The sequence below is a fragment of the Synechococcus sp. SYN20 genome, from assembly GCF_014279555.1.
GTDB lineage: Bacteria > Cyanobacteriota > Cyanobacteriia > PCC-6307 > Cyanobiaceae > Synechococcus_C.
Genome location: NZ_CP047959.1, coordinates 2,479,091 through 2,501,933, shown reverse-complemented (window position 1 = coordinate 2,501,933; position 22,843 = coordinate 2,479,091). Strand labels below are relative to the sequence as shown.

The window sequence follows — 22,843 nt, the reverse complement described above, 5'->3', positions numbered from 1 at the left end:
CGCCTTTTATCGATGTAACGAGCACCCTTTGTTGTCTGAGGATTAATTAGCTCTAGCTTTTATTTCTTGGAGATGGCATTTTGCATGTCAGTTGCTTTTTAATATGACGAGGCAACTGTGACAGAGTGCGTTGAATTTGCGATGCCAAAGAATAAAACCTTTTCACCCTTTTTAAGGTTGATTTGATTGGTATAATTATTTTTCTTTAGAGATCCGTCTTTGCCCCACGTTTTCCACCTGAGTTCTGGAGAGACTGTGACAGTTGTATCTGCTGTTGCGAGCCTCCATTCTGCATGGCCTTTTGAGTTGAATCGGATTTGGTTGATGCCATTTGCAAGTTGCTTGACTTGGCTTAGCGGGTAGAAAATCTGACTTCCAATCGAGAGTAATTCGAAATCATCTCTTTTGAGAACTACAACACTATTTTGGTCTCGGCTGTTCAAGCCCTGTATCTGAAGGAAAGGGTTGGCAACATTATTGTCTTGACTTGTAGATACAGGCCATAGAGGCCAAAGCGTGGGTGAGAAGAAAATGTCTTGAAAATCTAGAGGTGAATGAAAAGATTTTTGAGTGTTCGCTCTATGATCCCAGAGGATAGATTCATGGCGTGCACTGATGTTCAGCCAGGTTTCTTTGATTCTGGCTTTCCATTGGGGAGTTGCGTTGAGATTTTCTTTTCTTTTTTGCATGATATTGCTCATTCTGATTCCCGTATCTATCGCAGGCGAGGTATGAACTAAGTAACGATTGCCATTGCTGCTGACAAACTCAATCGAATCAAAAGGCTCGTTTTTATTCCAATATTGCCCATCAGCTCTGTAGGTATAATCTCCATTGCTGATTACCCATTGCTTCTTTTCCAGGTTTAGATGATTGATCCTTAAATTTCTTCCGTTTTTTGTGATTTGTTTAAAACCTCCGCCAATGTATTGGCCCGTAGCATTGTCTACGCTTCCAGTAGCTGGTTTGATGTGCTTGGGCCTTCTAAGGGAGTCTCTTGAATCGCGTTGAGTTGGCTTTAGCTTCTTTTCCCCTGTTGCTGAAAGAATGATGTTAGGAGCTAATTTGTCCCAGAGATCATGTTTGTTTCCACCTGCCATCTGAGCTGCAACTACAAGGTTTTGCTTGGGTGCCACGATTAAGATGGAGTATTGGTCTAATGTCGCCCCAGTTTTTTTCCATGCTTTGATCCCTGATTCGCTTAGGGCTGGCACGTTGACATGATCCCAGCCAAGTCCGAATCTTGTGCTGGAATGTCCTTTGGTTTTGATTGGATAAATACCTTGCTGCTTTCCCATCTCGACAATGCTTGTTTTTGATAATATTTTCTTTCCTCTACTATTGCCTTGATTGAGCAACATTCTCCCTAGTTTTGCCAGGTCTGTAGGTGTGGTTACTATTGCGCCGGCGGCACTCAGGTTAGTGTATATATATGGCAGTTCTTGTTTGTTTTCGATTGTTTTGGCTACTCTTTTTGCTTTATTATCCTTCGTGATGAATGTAGAATTGTTCATTCCAAGTGGCAACAATATATTTCTTTTTACGTATGAAGTGAAGTCTTTCCCGCTTACGCGTTGAATGATCTCTCCCGCCAAGCTGAATCCGTCGTTTGAATAGCTTGATAACTCTCCCGGTGTGCTCTGTAGCTTTGTTCTTGAGAGTGTCTTCATCACTTGCCCTAAGTAGCCTGAGAAGTGCTTGTTGGTCATGCCATTTGCATAGTCTGTTCCGAGCCCTGCGCTGTGGCTTAATAACATTCTTGTGGTAATTTTTTTGTAGGCTGGTGAGAGCATTTGGAACTCTTTGATGTAGGCCGTAATTGGAGTGTCGAGTTCTATTTTGCCTTCCTCTACTAACTGCATGATCGCAATTGTGGTGATCATTTTGGTCACTGATCCTGCTGCATACATTGTGTCAGTGGAAGGTTTTGTTCCAGACATGTCTTGTATTCCGAATGTCTCTGTCCAAAGAAGACCGTGTTGATCGGACAATGCAATTGAAAGAGATGAGGCTCCTTTTTTATCCAGCAATGCCTCTGAATCGGTAATGGCTTGCATGATTGTCTTCGTTAGGTTTTTTGTTGATACGCTTCTTGATGGATTGCCTTGCTCTAGAGCAGAAACTCTTTGACTTGTGGTGGTGATACTTAAACTTATTGCAACCAACGATGTTGCAACCTCTTTAAATTGCCGGTGGATTGAGTTCATGCGATGAAGCAGAAAGAGTGACTATGTGTCGAGGAAATCTGCCGATGCCTTGAGACCGACTCCAAGAAGTGCGGTGGCGGTGGCGACGATTATAAGTGTCATGGACGGCCTCTCTTGGACCTTTTTAAGATCGCAGCTGTATGGGTGAGAGTCGCTCAATGGATGTGGTGATCTGCTGAATGGGTTCTGGTGAAGCCGTGGTGAAGGCTTCTTTTTGGCCTGATTGATCTAGATCATTGAAATTCCCACTGGTTTCAGAACCAACTACTTGATCCCCCGTGTGCGGATCTATGAGTTGAAGGTAGCTCTTCCCTGGCCGAGAAATTTACTGTTTATGTAACCAGATTTCCCATGTAAGGTTGCCAGCAATTGTCTTTCCTCACCCTGATTGATGAGAGTGATCGCTGAAAGATCATTGACTCCTGCTTCTATTATTTGAAATCTTTCTTTGATTTCACCATTGATGAATGCAAAGCAGTGGATGCGTCCTGAATCTTGTTCGCCAACGTAAATTCGTGATTATATTGAATCGACGATGAGTGCTTCATAGTCATTGTTTGAACCTGTTCGATTTAGTGGTATATCTTGGACCTTGAGGATATTTGCACTGCCTTCATTGGTTGCAACATGCCCATTATCGTCAAGTTGCAGAGTTATGCTACGGCCAGGCTTCCTTGTTGAGAAATCTCCTTTATCAAGAATTAAGAGAGTTTGATTATTGACATCATAACTAATCGCTTCAGCATCAAGATTAGCTGCTATGTTTACCTGGCGTTGCGACCCAGACTCATCTATTTCGATTAAGTATTCTGGTCTTTAGTCATCAGAAATGACATAAATTAGAGACTCTCCGTAAGGTCGATTTACAAACGTGATTCCGCTGGCTTCAAAGCCACTGCCTAAATGTTGGACAAATGAAGCCTGTATTTCGTTCATGATTTTGATTGTTCAGGAATGATCTTTGTCGTTACGCAATCAAGTGGAGTGGCAGCGATTTGTCGATCCTCCATAGTCTCCAATCTTTGTGGTGATTATTCTGGTGATTGACTATCGATGATTTGGAGTTTTGTTAGTGAATTTCAGGTGAATATTACTTATGACTCAAATAGTGCCCTGAAAAAAATGCCTTATTCTGCTTTCTTGATTGTGAGGGTGAAGATACTTCCTTGGCCTTCTTCTGACTCGACTCCTACCAAACCATCCATGGCAGTCATCAGCATTTTTACAATGGCAAGGCCTAGACCGGAGCTTGTTTCCCCTTTTGGTAGCTTCACACCCTCTGCTCTCGTAAAGCTCTTGAAGATTTTTTTGAGTTGACTTTTAGCGATTCCTGGTCCTTGATCAATAACACTAACTTGAATCAATTTTTCTGTGATTTTTATACTGATTTTAATTGGCTGTTCTTTAGACGAGTACTTTGCTGCATTCCCTATGAGATTACTGAGACACTGAGTAAATCTGTCGATATCACCAAGAGCTTGTAAGCTTTGAGATGGGGCCTCTAGGATGAGAATCTGTTGAGGAAACGCTTTTTGACAGATTCGGATTGCAGACTCGACTGACTCTTTTATGCTAAAAGGTTCATATCTGATCTTTAGTTGATTGTTTTCAGATCGGCTTAGGTCTAGCAAGTCACTTAGCATTCTGTTGATCCTCGCCACTTCTTTGTTTGCTATCTCTAGCGAATTCTTTTCTCCTTGTGTTAGCCCCTGTGATCTGTTGAGAACAGACTGTATGAAGCCAGAGATAACCGTTAATGGCGTTCTGAATTCATGGGAAATTGTTGAGGCAAATTGTTTTTGATTTTCGGATGATTTATATAGTCTTTTGATCATTCGATTGAATTCACTGATTAATGGGGCAACTTCCTTGGGATAGTTTTTGCTTGGAAGTCTTGCCTTTGCGAGCTGATTCCATTTAATCTCCGCAAGATCTGATCTGATACCTCTCAGTGGTTTGAGGATTATCAAAAGAGTAACTCCTAGTCCAATACTCAATAACAGCAATGAGGTGGTTGTTGAAGCTGTCCTTAGGAACTCTAGGCTTTTTATTAACTTTATATTGTAAATAGGCCTTATGTATATTAAGTAGCCTGTTTCTGCGCCGCCTGAGAGTTTTGTTGCGGATACGGCTAAAGGTTTTGAATTAGAGGTGCTAGAGATTAAAAAATTATCCCTTGCTGCCCTAGCTTTGTCGGCGTAGCCAATGAGCGTCTCTGCGGTGTATAAATATAGGCTGCCTTTTATCGCCTCGTATCCTGCTTCTCCTGCAATTAGAAATATTCTCTCGCCTTCAATATCTATATCTTCTAGCAACCATCGATACTCAGCGCGATTGCAGCATTTGAGTATGTCTGATGCTGGAATCTGGTCTAATTTGCTTTCAATTGCGCTCATGGGGCTATTTATTTCACCTTGCATGCTGGATTGAAGGTATTCCCTTATCATTCTTGATGAGAGTATATTTCCGATCTGAATACTGATTACCCCTTGCGAAGCAATAAAGAGAAGGCTGATCACTATTAGTCGCCTACTTGCTGACCAATTTTTTGTTGTGTACTTGTTTTTGATTCTTTTTATGATTACTCGCATTTGTGTTCTGCTTCTTTGATTATGCTGCCTGATGCTTCGCTTATTTGCTTGAACACTTGATTTTTGAGGCGATGAGTTGGGCGGGTGAGTTCACTTGAATCGAGTGCTTGAAGTATGTTGTGATCAATGGGGTCAAGGCTTGTTAATTCTCTCAATGATTTTGTGATTTTGAGTAGAACTCCATGATTCTTTTCTTCAATCAGGCGATTTCCAGCGATGATGACAAGGTTTTGTTTTGGATTGCTTTGCCATACTTTTTTGATCAGACTTTGCTGATGTGCTGGTATATTCTCAAGTGGAGCATTGAGGTGACTGCTTATAAAGGCGAAATCTAATGTGCCATCAGCAACATTGGTCACGAGTCTGGCTTGATTTGGTTCATGGATGCATGAATAGAGGTCGTTTGGATGAATACCAACTTTTTTCATTTCAAGAATTGGATAAAGAAATGTGGCCCCTGAATAGCGGCTTCCAAATCCGACTCTCCATCCTTTTATTGCTTCAAGTCCCATCAAACGTCTTTTTTGGAGGTTGTCATCGTTTCGATTTGGATTTGTAATCAGCACATTGACAAAGTTTGTTTTTTCTATGGCTATTATTTTTGCCGCTGGGTTTTCCATTTTTATCATCCACGCGCCAAATATTCCTGTTACTGCAATGTCTATTGCTCCTGTTTTGAATAGAGCTTGTGTATGTGCATAGCTGATAGAAGGTATGTATTCATAGGATTCCCCTGTCTCCTTATTTAGAAAATCTATGATTATTCCATTAGCAAAATTGGCGTCCTTTTGAGATCTCCATGGCTCTTCGCTGATTTTAAATTGTGTTTTTGATGGGGATGTGTTCTGATGAGTTATCTTTGATCTGAATGTCGTGCAGCTCAGCATTAGAAGGCATGTGCCAAGAATTGCTAGTTGCTTGATCAATTTGATCAGTCGAGCATGGCACTACCTACTATAGGGTCCACCTTCTCTTGAGTATCAATCTTTGATTTCGGTTGTTGGTTGTTGCTCGATATTTGAGGACTGATTGGATTTATTTCGCATTAGAGATCTATGCATCAATGGATTCACTGCATCTTGTGTTGAATTGTTTTGGTTATTAGTCCATTTTCTTTTGCTCTTGCTTAACTGTTAAGGTACTTCTTATTGTGTCATGGTGGAGTCCCTCCAACGACGGGTGCTCGTCGCTGATGATGACGAAAACATCCTTTTGCTGTTACAAATGGAGCTCGAGGCTGAGGGCTTTGTTGTAAACGCTTTTTCGGATGGCTCCTCAGCCATGCGTCTACTCAGGGACTCACCGCCTGATTTGGCTTTACTTGACTGGAATATGCCGTGTATGACAGGACTTGATATATGTCGACGTTTACGAGACACAGGTGTTTTCCTCCCTGTCATTATGATTACGGCGCGAGATGAAATGGATGATCGTGTTGCTGCCTTAGAATCTGGTGCTGATGATTTTATTTCTAAGCCATTTAATATCCGTGAAGTTCTAGCTCGTGTCCATGCACTAATGCGGCGATCTAAAGGTTTTAGTTCCGATAAAATTCAGGTGGGTGATCTGCTCCTTAGTGGTATCGAACGCACTGCTTTGATCAATGGGCATGCGCTCACGCTTACTGTTCGAGAATTTGATCTTCTGGAGTGCTTGATGCGTCATCCTCGCCAGGCTCTAACCCGTGCTCAGCTGATTCAGCATGTTTGGGGAGAAGACTATTTTGGTGATGAAAATGTGGTTGATGTCTATGTGCGCTATTTGCGCAAGAAGCTGGAGGCGGATGGCTCAGAGCGTATTATTCAGACTGTGAGAGGTGTGGGGTTTTCTCTGCGTATTAACGATGATTAATGATGCTCTGATATTGATGTTTCACTTGATTCTTGCTGGAAACCGTGATTGTTTATGGTTTATGTCTTCTGGCTTTTGAATACTAGATTCCCTTAAGTAGAATCTACTCTCCATTTGCCTTGTTCGTGGTGAATATTTAATTTGTTTTAATTCCTGTTCGCTTTCTGTTTGATGATTCGTTTACTTCTATTAGGCCTTTGAGGTTTGTTGATCGGGTATTCGCTAGACGTTTTCCTTGATTCTGACATTTTGCTTCTTTTATGTCTTTTTTGTTGGCACTTGCTCTTAGCTGATTCGTTTGTTGTTTTTGTCGTCGATTTGAGTACTCGCTTCTCGGCGCCTTTTGATTCTTTAATTTATATCATTTTTGAATGATTTCATGTATTCGCCACAGAGCACATTTTTTATGCGTTTGTTCGTTGGTCCAAGGCTTATTTGAGGCGGCATGTTTTTCGGTTTTCTTGTCTTGTTTGTCTGTCTGAGTTATGAGAAGTTTCTTGTTTAGGGACCTTTGTCATTTGTATCGCCCGAAGGTTCTGCGTCTAGTGGGCGTTTTTTAATTTTTTTGATCGTTATCGAACCGTCTGTGGATAGCTGAAGTTATTCGTTTGAGGCAGGTCTCTTGCTCTGCTGAAGGTGGATTCATTTTGTGGCTTCATCTTGCTGTCTTCGTCAGAGTGACTTCGGGGAGGGATGATCAGGTTCTGACCATGTCACCGCTGCCTTCCATGCTGCGCATCGCCAACGCCTTAGAAGCCCAGTTGCGTGAGGCGATGCAGCGGGCCTTCCCGGAGGTGGCTGCGCGGCTCGATCCCCAGTTGGCACCAGCGAGCAAGCCGGAATTTGGTGATTTTCAGGCCAATGGTGCCCTGCCCCTGGCCAAGCCTCTCAAGCAGGCTCCTCGCCAAATTGCCGGGGCGATTGTGGAGGCGCTTCATGCAGACCCAGCCTTCACAGCCCTGTGCTTAGAGCCTCAGATCGCTGGCCCAGGTTTTATCAACCTCACCATTCGGCCTGAGTGCCTAGCGGCTGAGGTGTCAGCAAGGCTTGGTGATCCGCGCCTGGGGGTACCGGAGGTACACAACGATTCAGCGGTGGTGGTGGATTTTTCCAGCCCCAACATCGCCAAGGAGATGCACGTCGGCCATCTGCGCTCCACGATTATTGGCGATTCTCTGGCTCGGGTGCTCGAGTTCCGCGGTCATCGGGTGCTGCGCCTCAACCATGTTGGGGATTGGGGAACGCAGTTTGGGATGCTGATCACCCATCTCAAACAGGTGGCCCCCGAGACCCTCAATACGGCCGATGCTGTTGATCTGGGGGACTTGGTGGCTTTCTATCGCGAGGCCAAGAAGCGTTTCGATGACGACGAGGCCTTTCAGACCACGTCTCGCGAGGAGGTGGTCAAACTGCAGGGCGGGGATCCGGTGTCACTGAAGGCGTGGGGATTGCTTTGCGATCAGTCGCGGCGTGAGTTCCAGAAGATTTACGACCGGCTTGATATTCGACTGAGCGAACGAGGCGAATCGTTCTACAACCCCTATTTGGCGTCGGTCCTCAGTGGCCTGAAGGAGGCTGGTTTACTCGTCACCGATGACGGTGCTGAGTGTGTGTTCCTGGAGGGCGTGAACGGCAAAGATGGCAAGCCCTTACCCGTGATTGTTCGCAAGAGTGATGGTGGTTTCAATTACGCCACCACCGACCTGGCAGCCATCCGTTATCGCTTTGCGCTGGCCTCGGAGGGTGATGGTGCTCGCCGCGTGATTTACGTGACCGATGCGGGGCAGGCGAATCATTTCGCCGGTGTGTTTCAAGTGGCGAAAAGGGCCAATTGGATTCCAGAAGGCGGCCGACTGGAGCACGTGCCCTTCGGGTTGGTCCAGGGCGAGGACGGAAAGAAACTCAAGACCCGTTCTGGTGACACCGTTCGGCTGCGGGATCTGCTCGATGAAGCGGTGGAGCGGGCAGAAGCTGATCTCCGCCGGCGCTTGCAGGAGGAGGAGCGTCACGAGGACGAGTCATTCATTCGGCATGTCGCTGGCACGGTGGGGCTTGCGGCGGTGAAATACGCCGACCTCAGTCAGAACCGGATCACCAATTACCAGTTCAGCTTTGACCGGATGCTGGCCTTGCAAGGCAACACAGCCCCTTATCTGCTGTATGCCGTGGTTCGAATTGCTGGTATTGCGCGCAAAGGAGGAGACCTTGAGGCCGAGGCCGGAATGCTGCAGTTCAGCGAGCCGCAGGAGTGGGCTTTGGTGCGGGAACTGCTCAAGTTTGATGCGGTGATTGCCGAGGTGGAGGAGGAGTTATTGCCGAACCGTCTCTGCAGTTATTTGTTCGAGTTGTCCCAAGCGTTTAATCGCTTTTATGACCAGGTTCCAGTGCTCAAGGCTGAGGGCAAGTCCCTGTCATCCCGTTTGGCGTTGTGCCGTCTCACCGCCGATACCCTGAAATCAGGATTGGGATTATTGGGCATTGCCACGTTGGAGCGGATGTAGTGACACCAAGTCGGGCAAATGCAGCAGCTGTGATTCGAATTGGTTTTCACGTTTTGATCGTTTCTTGACTTGGGATTGGCTGTGAACGGACACCCTCAAAGCAATGCGCCCCGCGCCCGGCCTGAGGTCGAGCAGCTCAAGGCCTATAGCGCGCCTCTCGAAGGGCGTCGCAATCTGTTGCGGCTTGACTTCAACGAAAACACGATGGGCCCAAGCCCAAGGGTCGCTGAGGCGATCCGCGCCTTTCCGGCTGATCAGATCGCGATTTATCCCGAGTACGACGGCCTCCGCGAAGCTCTGCTTGCCAATCTTGAGGCGTCGTCGGCGGGCCTGGCTTCTGTGCTGACGCCTGCCCATGTTGGGATCTTTAACGGGGTCGACGCTGCGATCCATGCCGTGATTCATGCCTATGGCGCGGCCGGTGACACGCTGCTGACCACCAGTCCCACCTTTGGGTATTACGCCCCCTGTGCGGGCATGCAGGGGATGGCGATTGAGGCCATGCCCCATGAGCTGCCCGGATTTGTGTTTCCGATGGAGGCGATTCGCGCCGCCTTGTTGCGCAAGCCGCGCATCCTGATGCTCTGCAATCCCAACAACCCCACGGGAACCCGTTTGCCGGCGGCTCAAGTGTTGGAACTAGCGGCTGCGGCGCCTGAAACGCTCGTGGTGGTGGATGAGTTGTATGAGGCGTTCACGGGAGACAGCGTCTTGCCGTCCGTTGATTTTCGCGTCGTTCCAAACCTGCTCGTGCTCCGGTCGTTGGCGAAAACCGCTGGGCTTGCTGGCTTGCGCATCGGGTTTGCCCTGGGTCATCCCGATGTGGTGGACCGGGTGGGAAGGGTCACGGGTCCCTATGACGTCAATAGTTTGGCGGTCACGGCAGCGATGGCGGCCTTGAAGGATCAGTCTTACACCGACGCCTATGTTGCCGAGGTGTTACGAGCTCGTAACTGGATCGTCACTCAGTTAACACGTCAGCGTGCTATTCATCATGCGGCTGGCGGTAATTATCTGTTGCTTTGGCCCCGTCGTTCGTCAGCAACGGTTGAAGCGGAGCTGCGGGCGGCAGGGATTTTGGTGCGTTCCATGGCGGGGAAGCCCCAGATCGATGGTTCGCTGCGCATCAGCATTGGCACCACTGAGCAGATGCAGCACTTTTGGCAGGCTTATCAAGCGATCGATTCAGAGCCTTGATGGTCGATCAGTCCGCATCATCCCCGCAGTTGCTCCTGCTTGCCACGGGCGGCACGATCGCTGGCCGCGCTGACAAAAGCACCTCCCTCAACGCCTACACCGCGGGGGCGATGGCGGGATCGGAACTGCTCCAGGAGCTGCCGCAGCTGCAGGAGCTGGCTCGGATTCAGGAGGAGCAACTCACCAATCTGGATAGCGCGGATCTGCAGTTTCAGCATTGGATCCAGCTGGTGAAGCGCATCCGTGAGGCGTTTGCTGCGTCTCCCGAGCTGGTGGGAGTGGTGATCACCCATGGCACCAACACCATGGAAGAAACGGCCTGGTTGTTGGAGTTACTCATTGATGATCCGCGGCCCGTGGTGTTGGTGGGAGCGATGCGTCCGGCTACAGCGCTCAGTGCCGATGGTCCGCTGAATCTGTTTCAGGCGGTACAAGTGGCCTGTAACCCTCAGGCCTGTGGCCACGGGGTGCTTGTGGTGATGGATGGCCAGATCCACCGAGCTAGGGCTGTCACCAAGGTGGCCACCCAGGGTGTGGGTGCCTTTCAAAGCCCAGATGTGGGCCCCCTGGGCTGGGTGGATGACAGCGGGGTGCATGTGCCGGTGGCGTCGGGCTCCCGTTCCGTTCCCTTCGCGACGCTGGCCTTGCCGCTTCAGTGGCCCGAAGTAGCCATTCTTTATGGCTGCGTGGATCCCCCATTGGCCATGGTGTCGGCCCTTTTCCATGAAGGGGTGAAGGGGCTGGTCTGGACCGGCACCGGGGCCGGTCAGTTGTCTGCGGGGGAGCGTCAGGCCATCAAAGCCTGGCCAGGTGTGTTGCCCCTGATGCTGCGCGCGAGTCGTTGCGGTAGCGGGCCTGTTCATCCCTGTGCTCTGCAGGACGAACTTGGTGTGTTGCCCGCAGGAACCCTCAGCCCTCAGAAGGCAAGAATTCTGCTCCTTTTGGCCTTGATCGCTGGGATGGAGAGAGCCGAGCTGTCAGCGCTGTTGGCGTCGGTCGCGATCAACGCATGACATCGATCACGGTGGTGTCACCGAGGGTTCCCGGCAGGTTGAGGTTTGGCCCCACCTTGCGGACCTTTGTACCGGACATCGCATCCAAAAAAGGCTGGACTCCGCCGAGGTCACAGCCGGACGGTGCCTCCCCATTCACGTATTGAACGGGGATCACCCTGCGGGGATTGAGTTCCCGCACAACCTTCGCCGCCTCCTCTGCGTTGTAGACCTTGCCGCCGCCGCCGACGCCGATGATTAAGACGTCGGGGCGACCGAGAAGCACTTTGTCCTCACCGCTGAGGGTGGCGGCGGTGCCTCCGAGATGGGCAAAGCTGAGGCCTGCCTGTTGCCAGCGCCACACCGTGGCTTGGCCAAAACGACGGCCACCCACGCGGTCGTGGGGAGCGGCGAACCCTTCGATCTTGAGGCCGCCGACACGATAGGAACCGGGTTTGACCAGATAGGTGCCGCCACCGATGCGGGCCCCTTCATCGGGTAATTCCGAACTGGCAAGAGTCACCGTTGCGTTCACGCGTGGTTCAGCGAGTCCTTTGGCGCAGCCCACGGCCCGAAATGGGTTCACCATCACGGATTGGCCGCCCCCGCGGATCAACAAGGCGCTATGGCCGTAATTGGTCACGCTGACGCCCGCGGCCCGAACTGGAGCAATCGTGCCGATCGCCAGCAGAGCAGATCCACGCACAACAATGCGGAAAAGACTCTGAACCCGTTCGTGGACCGACATTGCTGCTCGTCTTTGTGCTCAGGAAGCTAGCAGTGATGTCACTGGGGTTCTGCTTGACGCAGGAAGTTGGCCAGTAGTTGGTGCCCTGCTTCTGTGAGCACGCTCTCCGGATGGAACTGCACCCCCTGCAGATGGGGGTAGTCGCGATGGCGCAGCCCCATGATCGTTCCATCCTCGAGCCAGGCGGTGACTTCAAGGCACTCAGGAAGCGTGTCTCGTTCCGCAATCAGGCTGTGATACCTGGTCGCAGTGAGGGGTTGGGGGAGCCCCGCAAAGACGCCTTCACCGCGATGCTGAACAGGAGATGTTTTCCCATGCATCAGTTCGCGGGCTCTCACAACGCGTCCGCCGTACGCCTGCGCTAGGGACTGATGCCCGAGGCAGACGCCAAGGGTTGGAATGGTGGGTGAGAGTTGGCTTAAGACCTCGAGGCAAACACCGGCTTGATCCGGATCGCCTGGGCCAGGTGAAAGCAAAATCGCGGATGGATTGAGGTCGCGAATCTCCTCAAGGCTGAGGGCGTCGTTTCGCTCGACGCGACAGTCGGTGGCCACCGGGAACTGGCTGGCGAGCTCCCCCAGGTATTGCACCAGGTTGAAGGTGAAACTGTCGTAGTTATCGATAACCAAGAGCATGGTCAGAGGCCCAGGCGCAGGAGCAGGGGTGGAAGGAGCAGCAGGAGCGCGATCAGCATTGAGCTGATTGCAGAGACGAGAACAGCGGCAGCCGCACAATCCTTTGCAATTCTGGCGAGGGGATGGAAGCGGCGGCCGATTGCCAAGTCCACCGCCGCCTCGATGGCCGTATTGAGCAGCTCCAACACCAACACAACAGCCACCGTGAGCACCAACACCGCCAGCTGGATGGAGGGAAGCTGGAGCCAAATCCCCATCCCTAAGACCACAGCTCCCGTACAAACGTGGATCCGGAAGTTCCTCTGGCTCACGAAGCCGTAGCCCAGACCTTGGGCCGCGTATCGGAAGCTGGAGGGGAGGTCCCCGGCGATCCGCCAGGCACCCCGTTTGGCTGCGCGATGGGCGCGTTGGGTGCTGCGCTGGCTGATCTCCTCAGGCACCGGTGCTCCGTCTTCAGGGTTCAGCAGTGACTTCATCTGCTGATTCACAGTTGATCTCACCTCAGAGTTGAACGTTACCGCCCATGCCAAGTAGGCGCTCCTGTTTGTGCAGCATTGCAGCGAGCGAGTCTTCATTGGGATGATCCCAGCCCAGCAAGTGCAGCAGCCCGTGACTGACCAACCAGCGCAGTTCCCGTTCCAGGCCATGCTCCTGCTCCAGAGCTTGACGACGGGCGGTGGGCACCGACACGACGATGTCACCTAGCTCAAGCTCCTGGCCTGCACCCATCGGCATTTCACTCTCCAGAGCAGCAAAGGAGAGCACATCCGTTGGAGTGGCTTTCTGGCGCCAGCGCAGATTGAGTTCCGCGATGCTGGCGTCATCGAGCAGCGAGACTCCCAAACTGACCGAGTCGCAGGTCCTCACGGCATCGGGACAGTCGTTGTCGAGGTCCTGACGAAGGGCTTCGATCCAGGCGCTTAATTCACCCTCCCAGTCGCTGGCTCGTAGCAGCCTCGAGCGCGTGCTTTCGTCATCCGCTGCATCAATGAGTTCAGCGGCTGCGGGGCTGAAGGCCAGATCGAGGCTGATCATTGCGGGAGTGTTGGTCGCCCCAACCAGGCCACCACAAGAATGAAACCGATGAAGCCTGCAGCGGTCAGGCCGAAATGGAACAGGCTCTGCCCCCCTTTGCGCACCATGTTGCGCATCGCCAATTTCACGAAGCTCGGCGGTGGCGCTCCCTTGTCGTCGCTTTGCGCTGTGGAAGGGGTGCTGTCGTTGTTGGGAGCCTGAGTCATGTGTCGTCGTCGCTGCCTGGGCGATCCACACCTTGGCGCAATAACGCCTGGATGAAGGGGTTGAGATCTCCATCCATCACGCCTTGCACATCTGTGGTCTCTTCTTGGGTGCGCAGGTCTTTCACCATTTGGTACGGGTGAAACACGTAATTGCGGATCTGATTTCCCCAGGCGGCTTCCACAATGTCGCCGCGAATGTCGGCAATTTCCGCTGCACGCTGCTCCTGGGCAATCACCAGCAACTTCGCCTTGAGCAGGGCCATGGCCTTCTCCTTGTTCTGAAGCTGGGAGCGCTCTTGGGTGCAGCGCACCGCCAGGCCGGTGGGCACGTGAAGGATGCGAACGGCCGTTTCCACTTTGTTGACGTTCTGCCCACCGGCCCCGCCGGAGCGGGAGGTGGTGACCTCGAGATCTTTTTCAGGAATATCGAGCTCCACCTCTTCATCCAGCTTGGGCATCACTTCCACACCCGCGAAGCTCGTTTGCCGCTTGTCATTGGCATTAAAGGGCGAAATCCGCACCAACCGATGGGTGCCCTTTTCATTGCGTAAATAGCCGTAGGCGTAACGACCTTCGATCTCAATCGTGGTGCTTTTGATGCCTGCTTCCTCACCTTCCGACAACTCATTGACGCGCACGCTCATCCCTTGGTCTTCGGCCCAGCGGGTGTACATGCGCAGCAGCATCTGGGCCCAGTCCTGGGCATCCGTGCCCCCGGCACCGGCGTTGATGCTTAGAACTGCACCTTCTTTGTCGTATTCACCGCTGAGCAGGCGCTCCAGCTCCCAGCGATCCAAAGCGTGTCGCAGCTGATCGAGTCCCTGCTGAGCTTCACCGAGGAGGTCTTCGTCAGGCTCTAAGTCATAAAGCTCAAGGGTGGCTTGCCCATCGTCGATCGCACCACGCCAATCCACCAGTTGCTGAAGCTGTGCCTTGACTTCGTCCAGGCGCCGCATCTGCTTCTGGGCGTTTTGCTGGTCGTTCCAAAACTCGGGTTGAGCGGCGAGTTGCTCGAGATCTTGCTGCCTGGCGTTCAGTGCAGGGACGTCAAAGACAGTCCTGGGCATGGCCCAGGCGGTCAGTGAGCTCGGAAAGATCGCGTTTGAAGTCTGTGAGGTCCAGCAATGGAGCAAGGGAGTCTTCGGAACTTGACGCTATCAGCGCGGTCGTCCTGCATAAGATTCAGCCTTCCTATGCGGCAGTTCGATGGCCAAGGTTGAGATCTATACCTGGAGCACCTGTCCGTTTTGTGTGCGCGCGAAGGGTCTGCTCGATCGCAAGGGTGTGGCCTATAGCGAAGTCTCGGTGGATGGGGATGAGCCTGGACGTGATGCGATGGCGGCCCGAGGCAACGGCAAACGCAGTGTTCCTCAGATTTTTATCGATGACCAACACGTAGGGGGCTGCGACGAACTTCATGGCCTCGAGCGTGCGGGGAAACTGGATGCCCTGCTCGCCGGTCAGGCCTGAATCGGTGTCAGCCATGCGCCACCTCTTCGTGTTGGATCCGCTGGATCGGATCAACCCTGCAAAAGATTCCACAGCCGCCTTGATGCAGGCGGCCCAGCGTGCTGGCCATGAGGTCTGGGCGTCCACGCCTGCTGACTTGATTGCCCTGGGTGATGAGCCCTTAGCGGTTGCGGTGCCAGTGCAGCCCGATCCCTGGATTGAGATCGGCGAACCAGAGCGCTGTCCTCTCAATCGCTTTGGAGCGATCTGGATGCGGAAGGATCCTCCCGTTGATGAGGCCTATCTCTATGCAACCCATCTGCTCGATGTGGCCGAGCGAGCGGGTGCCCTGGTGCTGAACCGTCCGGCATCGCTGCGGAGTTGGAATGAAAAGCTTGGTGCTTTGCGCTTCAGCCGCTGGATGGCCCCAACGTTGGTGTCGGGCCGAATTTCGGAGCTGTCGGCCTTTGCGCGCGAACAAGAGGAAGTGGTTTTGAAGCCCCTCGGTGGCCGGGCTGGTTTAGGTGTTGTGCGCGTTTCAGCCTCAGCACCCGGACTCGGTGCATTGCTTGAACTGGTGACGGAACAGGGCTCGCTTCCGGTGATGGCTCAACGCTTTCTGCCTGCCGTTACCGATGGCGACAAACGGATCCTGCTCGTGGATGGAGAACCACTGGGAGCCGTGAACCGCAAGCCCAAAGAGGGGGAGTTTCGCAGCAACCTGGCTGTAGGGGGCTTCCCAGAGGCCACGGAGCTCACGGAGCGTGAACGCTTGATTTGTGAGGCCTTGGCTCCCGCCTTGCGTTCGGAGGGTCTGTTTTTTGTGGGGATTGATGTGATCGGCGGAATGCTGAGTGAAATCAACGTCACCAGTCCAACCGGTATTCGCGAAGTAGAGCGTTTGATGAACGTCCCCTTGGCCGACATGGTGATTGCTCGCCTGAGTGCGTCTTCGACCTGATTTCAGGAAGGAGACATCCTCAAGCAGTCATCGATGGAGTGGCGTCTGCGTTCCCTCCCTGCCCCCTGAATGGAGATCAAGCTGGTCGGCGAGGACGGCCAGCTTTTGGCTGACCTCTTGCAGTTCCCGCTCCGCAATCGATCCGCGCACAAGCCCAGCTCCTGCGGTGAGGTCAAGTTGGTTGCCGCGCAGGTGTCCGCAGCGGATGGCAACGCGCAATTCCGCATCACCGGCCTTGTCGATCCAACCGATGGGCGCTGCATAGCCACCGCGCTCAAATGGCTCAAGTGTTTGCAGCCAATGCATGGCCTCTCTCCTTGGTAGGCCTGCTACTGCTGGGGTCGGATGAAGCGCAGCCGCCAAGGCAAGGGCTTGGTGTCCTGCAGCATCTGCACTGATCGGGGTGTGTAAATGGATCAGCTGGCCATGGCGCGACAATTGGGGCCGCCTAGGGCTTTGCGGTTGAAGTCCTTCCTCGCGGAGGCTCTCGCTGATTGCCTTCACCACGAGCTCATGTTCGTGGCGGTCCTTGCCCGATTGCATCAGGGTGTCGCCGCCTTCACCTCGACCAGCAGTGCCGGCTAGGGCATCGCTCCGCAAGCGTCCGTTGCGCAGGCTGAGCAGCCTCTCTGGCGAGGCTCCAAAAAAAGCATCATTGAGTCCTCGTTGCCAGAGGAAGCGGCAGCTCCCGGTTTGCTGATGCCGCAGCCTCTCCAACAGAGGTAAGGGGGAGAGAGGAGTGGTGAGTTCAATCGACTGACGCACGGCCAGCACCAGCTTGTGCAGGGCTCCCTCATTCACCAACGCCAATCCTTGCTCGAGTGCTGGTTGATAGCGCTCTTGCCAGCAGCCCACGGGGGTACCCAGGATTGTGGGATCGTCTGGTTCCTCTTGAGGCGACGTTGTGTTGAGCGCTTCGGCCATCTGCCACAGCGCTTCCACGAGGACACGCACATCGGATGCATCGGAGGCATGGCCATGCATCCGCAACCAGCTTTGTTGACCATGTCTGCTGAGTTGCCAGCGGGGGAGCAGCGCTTGCAGGCAGGGGACTGTGTTCAGACTGCCCTGTTGTTCCCGGTTCTGCTCGAAGAAACTGAAGGCGAGCAAAACCCGGGAGCGGGCCTGGCACGGCGCCTCAGGGCTGGCATCGATCAGGCGTTGCAGGGTGGTGTCGCTGAAACGTTGGGCCAGCTCAAATCGCCGCGGACCTGCTAGCTCAAGGTTTTGGCATTGACCGGCCGCAGCGAGGCAGAGGCCTGGGGCGCTGTCCCATAGGAACCGGAAAGCACTTTCTCCCGCCAGGCATGGCAATTGCTTGAGCGGATCCTGAGCGGGAACCTGCAGGGCGAGGCTGAAGGTGCTTTCCTCCACTTGGCGCTGATTCCAAGCGCGCTGAGCGGTGTCGAGCAGTGTGCCGAAACGCTGAGCAGCCGTTGGTTGTTGAAGTGCGGCTGTCATGGCCCGGCGAATCAGTGCAGCGTCCTGCTCAAATGTATGAGCCACATCGCAGTGTGTCTGGATCCTGCCCATGCCAGGTCCCCAGGCTGTTGCAACCCGTTACTCCATGTCCGATCGCCGACGTCTGTGGAAGGCCGCCATCAAGTGGCGGATGTACTCGGTTGCTGTGATGCCCGTGCTGTTGGCAGCAGGTTGGCGCCTGGGGGCCCAGGAGTCGGTGCGTTGGTCCCAGTTCTCAGGCTTTTTGCTCGCGGCGGTGCTGCTGCTTCTTTGGGAAAACCTCAGCAATGATCTGTTTGATGCCGACACCGGTGTGGATGTTGTTGGCAAGCCCCATTCGATCGTGGCGCTGGTAGGGCAGCGAAGGTCTGTCCGTCGTTGGGCCTGTTTGGCGTTGATGCTGGGCTTAGGCCTGATGCTGATCCTGGCCCTGCGCAGCTCGTTCATGGTGCTCCCCCTTGTGCTGGTGAGCTGTGGACTCGGATACCTGTATCAGGGTCCACCCTTTCGCTTGGCCTATCGGGGATGGGGGGAGCCGATTTGTTGGTTGGCTTTTGGCCCGTTTGCGACGGCGGCTGCACTGCTGGTGCTGGCTCCTTCTGATCAAGCAGCAGTGCCTTGGCCGCTTGCGCTGATGCTTGGCTCAGGACCTGCGTTGGCCACGTCTCTGGTGTTGTTTTGCTCCCATTTTCATCAGGTGGATGAGGACGCATCCCATGGCAAACGCTCCCCAGTGGTGCGCTTGGGTACGGCCAAAGCTGCGAGTTTGGTGCCTTGGTTTGTTGCCGGAACTCTTGCGCTCGAATGGGTGCCAGTTGTTCACGGTGATTGGCCGCTCACGGCCCTGTTTGGCGCGATTGGCCTACCAGCTGCAGCAGCGCTGATTCGTTTGCTGCGTGATCACCATGCCGAACCCGATCGAATCGCTGGCAGCAAATTTTTGGCGCTCCGTTTTCAGGCTCTCAACGGTCTTGGCTTAAGTGCGGGATTAGCGCTGGGCCCCTTACTGAGTTGAAAGGGATGGAGCTTCGGTTGCAGATCAAGCCCTATGGGTTCCAGCTCAACCGGCCTTTGCACACCGCTGCCGGGGTGTTGCAGCAGCGTCGAGGTTGGTTGTTGCGCTTGGAGGACTCGGCTGGCCGTCTTGGATGGGGAGAGGTGTCGCCCTTGGAGGCTGAACAGCATCAGGATTGCCAGTCCGCCTTGGTTCGGATGATGGATCTTGGGGTGGTCTGGACTGTCAGCAGCCTTGAACATTTGCTCGCATCTGTTCCAGCGGCGTTGGCTTTCGCCCTTGGGGCTGCCCTGGCTGAGCTGGATGGCCAGCTTGGGAGTGCCTCCTCTGCTGGTTGGCTACAAGCGCCAACCTCGGCGTTCTTGTTGCCGGCAGGAGTCGCGATGCGGGATGCACTGGATTGCCTGCTGACCTCAGTGGATCCCAACCTGCCGTTCACGCTGAAGTGGAAGGTGGCGGTCTGCGACCACGAGGAGGAGTTGGGCTTGCTGCAGGGTCTGCTCGACAAGCTTCCGGTTTCAGCGCGATTGCGGCTTGATGCCAATGGCGGCTGGGACAGGCTGCAGGCTTGGCGATGGGTAGAGCAGCTGCGCGGGGATTCACGGTTGGAGTGGTTCGAGCAACCGCTTGCCGCTGATGATTGGGAGGGCCTTGAGGCGATCGCTGCTGTGGTGCCTGTCGCTTTGGATGAGTCCTTGCAGGCGCATCCCACCTGGCGCGATCAGTGGGAGGGCTGGCAGGTGCGTCGACCGTTGCTGGAAGGAGACCCAAGGCCTCTTCTGCGGGATTTGCTTCGGGGCAAGCCTCGCCTCATGCTGAGCACAACGTTTGAAACCGGGATCGGTGGCCGCTGGCTGGCGCACCTAGCGGCCCTGCAGGCACAAGGGGAAACACCGGCGGCGCCTGGGCTGGCTCCAGGGTGGTGTCCTGCTAGCCCGTTGTTTAGTTCCGATCCTGCAGAGGTGTGGGCCGCGGCGGATTTGTTGGCCGCAGCTGAAGTGAACGAGGAGCGCGATGAGCAGCCTTGAACAGTTGCGTTGTGATTCACAGAGCCCATCCACTTTGGCTGGATCTCTCCTGCCTGCGCTCGAGCGGGGAAATTGGGTGCGTTTACTGGGTCCCCAGGATGTTCTGCTTGAGGCTCCTAAGGCTCTACCGGAGGGTCCTGGATTGGTGCTTTCTACAGGCGGAAGCAGCGGTGGCCGACAGCTTTGTCTTCAGCCATCTATGCATTTGGATCGATCGGCCGCGGCGACAGGCCGCTGGTTACAAGCGCTCGGACTGAATGCATCGCAAGTGATCGTTTGGAATCCGCTGCCTTTTCAGCACGTCAGTGGCTTGATGCCTTGGTGGCGAGCTCAGCAGTGGAATGTGGCCCATGTTTGGCTGTCACCAGCATTGATGAAAAGCCCACAGGCTTTGTTGGCGGAGTCCTGTCACCGCTCCGACTGGGACTCGATGCCGATGGTGATTTCCCTTGTGCCCACGCAGCTCGGTCGCTTGTTGGCCGACTCTGCAGGTGTGCGCTGGTTGCAAGCGATGGCGCTGATCTGGGTGGGTGGAGCAGCGCTGCCAGACGAGCTTGCGGCGAGGGCCCGTGCCTTGGGGATCAAGCTGGCGCCTTGTTATGGGTCTACAGAGACTGCCGCGATGGTGGTCGCTCAATCTCCAGAGCGCTTTTTGAATGGGGAAGAAGGAGTTGGTGAGCCTCTTGATGACATTGAGCTTCGGGTGGAGGCGAATGGTGCGCTTGCGGTGCGCTGCAGGCGTTTAGCGATAGGCCGTTGGAAGCCTGATGGGGATGGATCGCTGGCTGAACAATCAACGGAGCCGTCCGTTAGCCCCCTGACCGGTGTGGATGGCTGGTGGAGCTCTGGAGACGCTGCTCGCCTTAAAGGGTCTGCGGAAACTCCACAGCTCACGCTGCTGGGCCGCCTTGATGGTGCGATTCACTCCGGTGGAGTCACGGTCTTTCCAGAGCAGCTAGAGGTTCGCTTGATGGCTGCTGCGCGAGAAGTTGGCCTCCCTCTCAAAGCAGTGCTGCTTCTTGGCGTTCACGACCCCGAATGGGGAGAACGGCTTGTGGCTTTGGTCCGTTGGCAAGATGCAGCTCATCTGCCCGGAGCCGCAGACGCGTTTCTGCTGCGGCTTAAGGCCTTGACGGATCGATGGTTGCCTGCAGAGCGCCCCCAGCGATGGCATCACTGTGCTGAGCTTGCGTCAACCAACGCTGGCAAGTGGGAGCGAGCTCGATGGCGGGCCTGGCTCAAGGATCTAGAGCGTTCCGACGGTGCCGATTGCTGATGCTTCCAGCCAGCGATCGATGGCTTCTGGCAAGGCACAGCGCCGGCGTGTATCAGCGTTTATTGCCAGCTGGCGAATGATCCCTTGGGCGACGTCGGCTTCTTCGAGTTGAAAGAGGAAACGCACCTCGTATTGGCTTGGATCCACTCGGATCGGCTTCAGTGTCACGACCAAGTGATCACCACCATGAACGGGGCGTGAAAAATCTGCTGCGCAGTGCACCACCGGCAAAGCGATTGTTGGTGGAGCATCTGCTGCCCTGCATCCTGGAAAAACATCCGCTGCGGCAATCCCGTAGCGCTCAAGACTGTCTTCCCATGCTTCATGGCACCAGCGCAAAAGCTGGTGGAAGTGCATCACACCAGCTGCATCGGTGTCGCCAAAACGCACGATGCGCTCAAGCTTTAACCACTCATATGGCGATCGAAAAGCCAAGGATTAATGACAAGTTGGATCGAGATGGATCAGCGATCAACGGATCCCATGATCACGTCGATGGAGCCCAAAATCGCCATGATGTCGGCGACTTTGTGGCCCTTGAGGATGTGAGGAAGGATCTGAAGGTTATTGCTGTCAGCGGCCCTGATCTTGAAGCGCCAGGGGGTCACATCGTTATTGCCCTGGATGAACACCCCGATTTCGCCCTTGCCTGATTCCAGACGGGTGTACAGCTCGCCATTGGGGATCTTGAACGTAGGCGCCACTTTTTTGGCCACGTATTGATAGTCGAATCCGGCGAAGGGGCTGTCTTTGCCTTCCGCCATGCGGTGGGCTTCGAGATTCTCGGTGGGGCCGCCGGGGATCATGTCGCAGGCTTGGCGCAGGATTTTTAGCGATTGACGCATCTCTTCAATGCGCACGCGATAGCGAGCAAAGCAATCACCCTCCTTCTCGCAGACCACATCCCAATCGAAATCGTCGTAACACTCGTAGTGATCCACCTTGCGGAGATCCCAAGGCACACCGGAGGCCCGCAGCATTGGACCTGACAAGCTCCAATTGATCGCTTCTTCTCGGCCGATCACGCCAAGCCCTTCGATGCGGCGACGAAAAATCGGGTTGTTCGTGATCAGTTTTTCGTACTCATCGATTTTTGGACCAAACCAGTCACAAAAATCCCGGCATTTTTCCAACCAGCCCCAGGGCAAGTCGGCTGCCACACCACCGATCCGGAAATAGTTGTTGTTGATCAGTCGCTGGCCTGTGGCCGCTTCCCAGAGGTCGTAAATCATCTCCCGTTCACGGAAGATGTAAAAGAACGGTGTTTGAGCACCAACATCAGCTAGGAAGGGGCCAAGCCAGAGCAAATGGTTTGCGATCCGGTTGAGCTCCAGCATCAACACCCTGATGTAGCTGGCTCTCTTGGGCACCGGAATGTTGGCGAGGCGCTCTGGAGCGTTCACCACGATGGCTTCATAAAACATGCCCGCGGCGTAGTCCATACGGCTCACGTAGGGCACGTACATCACGTTGGTGCGGTTCTCGGCGATCTTCTCCATGCCGCGATGGAGATAGCCGATCACCGGCTCGCAATCCACAACGTCTTCACCGTCCAGGGTGACGACGAGCCTCAGCACCCCATGCATCGAGGGGTGATGGGGGCCGAAGTTGACCACCATCGGCTCGGTGCGCGTTTCCAGCTGCGTCATGGTGAGCCGAGGTTCATTGCGTTATCGGGATCTTAGGAAGG

General features: G+C 54.0%; 21 protein-coding genes. 9 read left to right on the top strand and 12 right to left on the bottom strand.

Annotated elements, in window-relative coordinates:
• Positions 1-98: 98 nt before the first annotated feature.
• The 3 genes from SynSYN20_RS13250 to SynSYN20_RS13240 all read right to left on the bottom strand — a co-directional run bounded on the left by SynSYN20_RS13250 (position 99) and on the right by SynSYN20_RS13240 (position 5,685).
• Entirely contained in the window at positions 99-2,207 is a 2,109-nt protein-coding gene (locus SynSYN20_RS13250) for a serine hydrolase (RefSeq protein WP_186524044.1), read from the bottom strand.
• Between the two features lie 1,127 nt (positions 2,208-3,334).
• The gene (locus SynSYN20_RS13245; RefSeq protein ID WP_186524043.1) at positions 3,335-4,726 is read right to left on the bottom strand and encodes a sensor histidine kinase KdpD; all 1,392 of its coding nucleotides are present in this window, start codon (positions 4,724-4,726) and stop codon (positions 3,335-3,337) included.
• A 62-nt stretch (positions 4,727-4,788) separates the two neighbouring features.
• Positions 4,789-5,685, bottom strand: a complete 897-nt coding sequence (locus SynSYN20_RS13240) for a PhnD/SsuA/transferrin family substrate-binding protein (RefSeq protein WP_186524042.1) — start codon at positions 5,683-5,685, stop codon at positions 4,789-4,791.
• Positions 5,686-5,953: 268 nt separating this feature from the next.
• On the opposite strand from SynSYN20_RS13240, the gene SynSYN20_RS13235 reads away from it, so the two are divergent.
• From SynSYN20_RS13235 to SynSYN20_RS13220, 4 genes are all read left to right on the top strand, one after another.
• A complete protein-coding gene (locus SynSYN20_RS13235; RefSeq protein ID WP_186524041.1) occupies positions 5,954-6,649 on the top strand; it encodes a response regulator transcription factor in 696 nt (231 codons plus the stop codon).
• A gap of 728 nt (positions 6,650-7,377) precedes the next feature.
• Entirely contained in the window at positions 7,378-9,150 is a 1,773-nt protein-coding gene (argS, locus tag SynSYN20_RS13230) for an arginine--tRNA ligase (RefSeq protein WP_186525659.1), read from the top strand.
• Between the two features lie 69 nt (positions 9,151-9,219).
• Positions 9,220-10,347, top strand: a complete 1,128-nt coding sequence (locus SynSYN20_RS13225) for a histidinol-phosphate transaminase (RefSeq protein WP_186524040.1) — start codon at positions 9,220-9,222, stop codon at positions 10,345-10,347.
• Positions 10,347-11,360 carry an asparaginase gene (locus tag SynSYN20_RS13220; protein WP_186524039.1) on the top strand — a complete coding sequence of 338 codons (1,014 nt, stop codon included), beginning with the start codon at positions 10,347-10,349 and terminating at the stop codon, positions 11,358-11,360. The genes SynSYN20_RS13225 and SynSYN20_RS13220 overlap by 1 nt, the downstream gene beginning before the upstream one ends.
• Here the strand turns inward: SynSYN20_RS13220 and SynSYN20_RS13215 are convergent.
• From SynSYN20_RS13215 to prfB, 6 genes are all read right to left on the bottom strand, one after another.
• Positions 11,350-12,087: an MBL fold metallo-hydrolase gene (locus SynSYN20_RS13215; protein WP_186524038.1), complete on the bottom strand. Its 738-nt coding sequence runs from the start codon at positions 12,085-12,087 to the stop codon at positions 11,350-11,352. The two genes, SynSYN20_RS13220 and SynSYN20_RS13215, sit on opposite strands and share 11 nt — an antisense overlap.
• Before the next feature lie 38 nt (positions 12,088-12,125).
• Positions 12,126-12,722 (bottom strand): aminodeoxychorismate/anthranilate synthase component II, encoded by a 597-nt coding sequence (locus SynSYN20_RS13210; protein ID WP_186524037.1) that lies wholly within the window; start codon positions 12,720-12,722, stop codon positions 12,126-12,128.
• Between the two features lie 2 nt (positions 12,723-12,724).
• Positions 12,725-13,198, bottom strand: coding sequence for a diacylglycerol kinase family protein (locus tag SynSYN20_RS13205; RefSeq protein WP_186524036.1), 474 nt, complete (start codon positions 13,196-13,198; stop codon positions 12,725-12,727).
• A gap of 25 nt (positions 13,199-13,223) precedes the next feature.
• Positions 13,224-13,757 (bottom strand): rRNA maturation RNase YbeY, encoded by a 534-nt coding sequence (ybeY, locus tag SynSYN20_RS13200; protein WP_186524035.1) that lies wholly within the window; start codon positions 13,755-13,757, stop codon positions 13,224-13,226.
• Positions 13,754-13,963, bottom strand: coding sequence for a DUF3285 domain-containing protein (locus SynSYN20_RS13195; protein WP_186524034.1), 210 nt, complete (start codon positions 13,961-13,963; stop codon positions 13,754-13,756). Before SynSYN20_RS13195 ends, ybeY begins: the two co-directional genes overlap by 4 nt.
• Positions 13,960-15,088, bottom strand: a protein-coding gene (prfB, locus tag SynSYN20_RS13190; protein ID WP_186524033.1) for a peptide chain release factor 2 whose coding sequence is annotated in 2 segments (ribosomal slippage) — positions 13,960-15,012 and positions 15,014-15,088 — 1,128 coding nt in all. Because the reading frame shifts where the segments join, the coding sequence is not laid out codon by codon here. Before prfB ends, SynSYN20_RS13195 begins: the two co-directional genes overlap by 4 nt.
• A gap of 81 nt (positions 15,089-15,169) precedes the next feature.
• On the opposite strand from prfB, the gene grxC reads away from it, so the two are divergent.
• Entirely contained in the window at positions 15,170-15,433 is a 264-nt protein-coding gene (gene grxC, locus SynSYN20_RS13185) for a glutaredoxin 3 (protein ID WP_186524032.1), read from the top strand.
• Positions 15,434-15,446: 13 nt separating this feature from the next.
• Complete coding sequence (gshB, locus tag SynSYN20_RS13180; RefSeq protein ID WP_186525658.1) at positions 15,447-16,373, top strand: glutathione synthase; 927 nt, start codon at positions 15,447-15,449, stop codon at positions 16,371-16,373.
• Positions 16,374-16,400: 27 nt separating this feature from the next.
• On the opposite strand, the gene SynSYN20_RS13175 is transcribed toward gshB, so the two are convergent.
• Complete coding sequence (locus SynSYN20_RS13175; protein ID WP_186525657.1) at positions 16,401-17,834, bottom strand: isochorismate synthase MenF; 1,434 nt, start codon at positions 17,832-17,834, stop codon at positions 16,401-16,403.
• Positions 17,835-17,904: 70 nt separating this feature from the next.
• Here SynSYN20_RS13175 and menA point away from each other — a divergent pair, with 70 nt between their 5' ends.
• The 3 genes from menA to SynSYN20_RS13160 are packed head-to-tail and all read left to right on the top strand — an operon-like array spanning position 17,905 to position 21,153.
• Positions 17,905-18,849: a 2-carboxy-1,4-naphthoquinone phytyltransferase gene (menA, locus tag SynSYN20_RS13170; RefSeq protein WP_186524031.1), complete on the top strand. Its 945-nt coding sequence runs from the start codon at positions 17,905-17,907 to the stop codon at positions 18,847-18,849.
• Between the two features lie 5 nt (positions 18,850-18,854).
• Complete coding sequence (locus tag SynSYN20_RS13165; RefSeq protein ID WP_186524030.1) at positions 18,855-19,877, top strand: o-succinylbenzoate synthase; 1,023 nt, start codon at positions 18,855-18,857, stop codon at positions 19,875-19,877.
• Positions 19,864-21,153, top strand: a complete 1,290-nt coding sequence (locus tag SynSYN20_RS13160; protein WP_186524029.1) for an AMP-binding protein — start codon at positions 19,864-19,866, stop codon at positions 21,151-21,153. The genes SynSYN20_RS13165 and SynSYN20_RS13160 overlap by 14 nt, the downstream gene beginning before the upstream one ends.
• Here SynSYN20_RS13160 and SynSYN20_RS13155 read toward each other — a convergent pair.
• Both SynSYN20_RS13155 and SynSYN20_RS13150 read right to left on the bottom strand, forming a co-directional pair.
• Positions 21,124-21,588, bottom strand: a complete 465-nt coding sequence (locus SynSYN20_RS13155) for a thioesterase family protein (RefSeq protein ID WP_186524028.1) — start codon at positions 21,586-21,588, stop codon at positions 21,124-21,126. The two genes, SynSYN20_RS13160 and SynSYN20_RS13155, sit on opposite strands and share 30 nt — an antisense overlap.
• A 29-nt stretch (positions 21,589-21,617) precedes the next feature.
• Complete coding sequence (locus SynSYN20_RS13150) at positions 21,618-22,802, bottom strand: NAD(P)H-quinone oxidoreductase subunit H (RefSeq protein ID WP_186516864.1); 1,185 nt, start codon at positions 22,800-22,802, stop codon at positions 21,618-21,620.
• Positions 22,803-22,843 lie beyond the last annotated feature (41 nt).

Bases quoted from the DNA above. Each gene is read 5' to 3' on its own strand.
- SynSYN20_RS13250 (WP_186524044.1), bottom strand. From the start codon at position 2,207: ATGAACTCAATCCACCGGCAATTTAAAGAGGTTGCAACATCGTTGGTT.
- SynSYN20_RS13240 (WP_186524042.1), bottom strand. From the start codon at position 5,685: ATGCTGAGCTGCACGACATTCAGATCAAAGATAACTCATCAGAACACA.
- SynSYN20_RS13235 (WP_186524041.1), top strand. From the start codon at position 5,954: ATGGTGGAGTCCCTCCAACGACGGGTGCTCGTCGCTGATGATGACGAA.
- argS (WP_186525659.1), top strand. From the start codon at position 7,378: ATGCTGCGCATCGCCAACGCCTTAGAAGCCCAGTTGCGTGAGGCGATG.
- SynSYN20_RS13220 (WP_186524039.1), top strand. From the start codon at position 10,347: ATGGTCGATCAGTCCGCATCATCCCCGCAGTTGCTCCTGCTTGCCACG.
- SynSYN20_RS13215 (WP_186524038.1), bottom strand. From the start codon at position 12,087: ATGTCGGTCCACGAACGGGTTCAGAGTCTTTTCCGCATTGTTGTGCGT.
- SynSYN20_RS13210 (WP_186524037.1), bottom strand. From the start codon at position 12,722: ATGCTCTTGGTTATCGATAACTACGACAGTTTCACCTTCAACCTGGTG.
- SynSYN20_RS13205 (WP_186524036.1), bottom strand. From the start codon at position 13,198: ATGAAGTCACTGCTGAACCCTGAAGACGGAGCACCGGTGCCTGAGGAG.
- ybeY (WP_186524035.1), bottom strand. From the start codon at position 13,757: ATGATCAGCCTCGATCTGGCCTTCAGCCCCGCAGCCGCTGAACTCATT.
- SynSYN20_RS13195 (WP_186524034.1), bottom strand. From the start codon at position 13,963: ATGACTCAGGCTCCCAACAACGACAGCACCCCTTCCACAGCGCAAAGC.
- grxC (WP_186524032.1), top strand. From the start codon at position 15,170: ATGGCCAAGGTTGAGATCTATACCTGGAGCACCTGTCCGTTTTGTGTG.
- gshB (WP_186525658.1), top strand. From the start codon at position 15,447: ATGCGCCACCTCTTCGTGTTGGATCCGCTGGATCGGATCAACCCTGCA.
- SynSYN20_RS13175 (WP_186525657.1), bottom strand. From the start codon at position 17,834: ATGACAGCCGCACTTCAACAACCAACGGCTGCTCAGCGTTTCGGCACA.
- menA (WP_186524031.1), top strand. From the start codon at position 17,905: ATGCCAGGTCCCCAGGCTGTTGCAACCCGTTACTCCATGTCCGATCGC.
- SynSYN20_RS13165 (WP_186524030.1), top strand. From the start codon at position 18,855: ATGGAGCTTCGGTTGCAGATCAAGCCCTATGGGTTCCAGCTCAACCGG.
- SynSYN20_RS13160 (WP_186524029.1), top strand. From the start codon at position 19,864: ATGAGCAGCCTTGAACAGTTGCGTTGTGATTCACAGAGCCCATCCACT.
- SynSYN20_RS13150 (WP_186516864.1), bottom strand. From the start codon at position 22,802: ATGACGCAGCTGGAAACGCGCACCGAGCCGATGGTGGTCAACTTCGGC.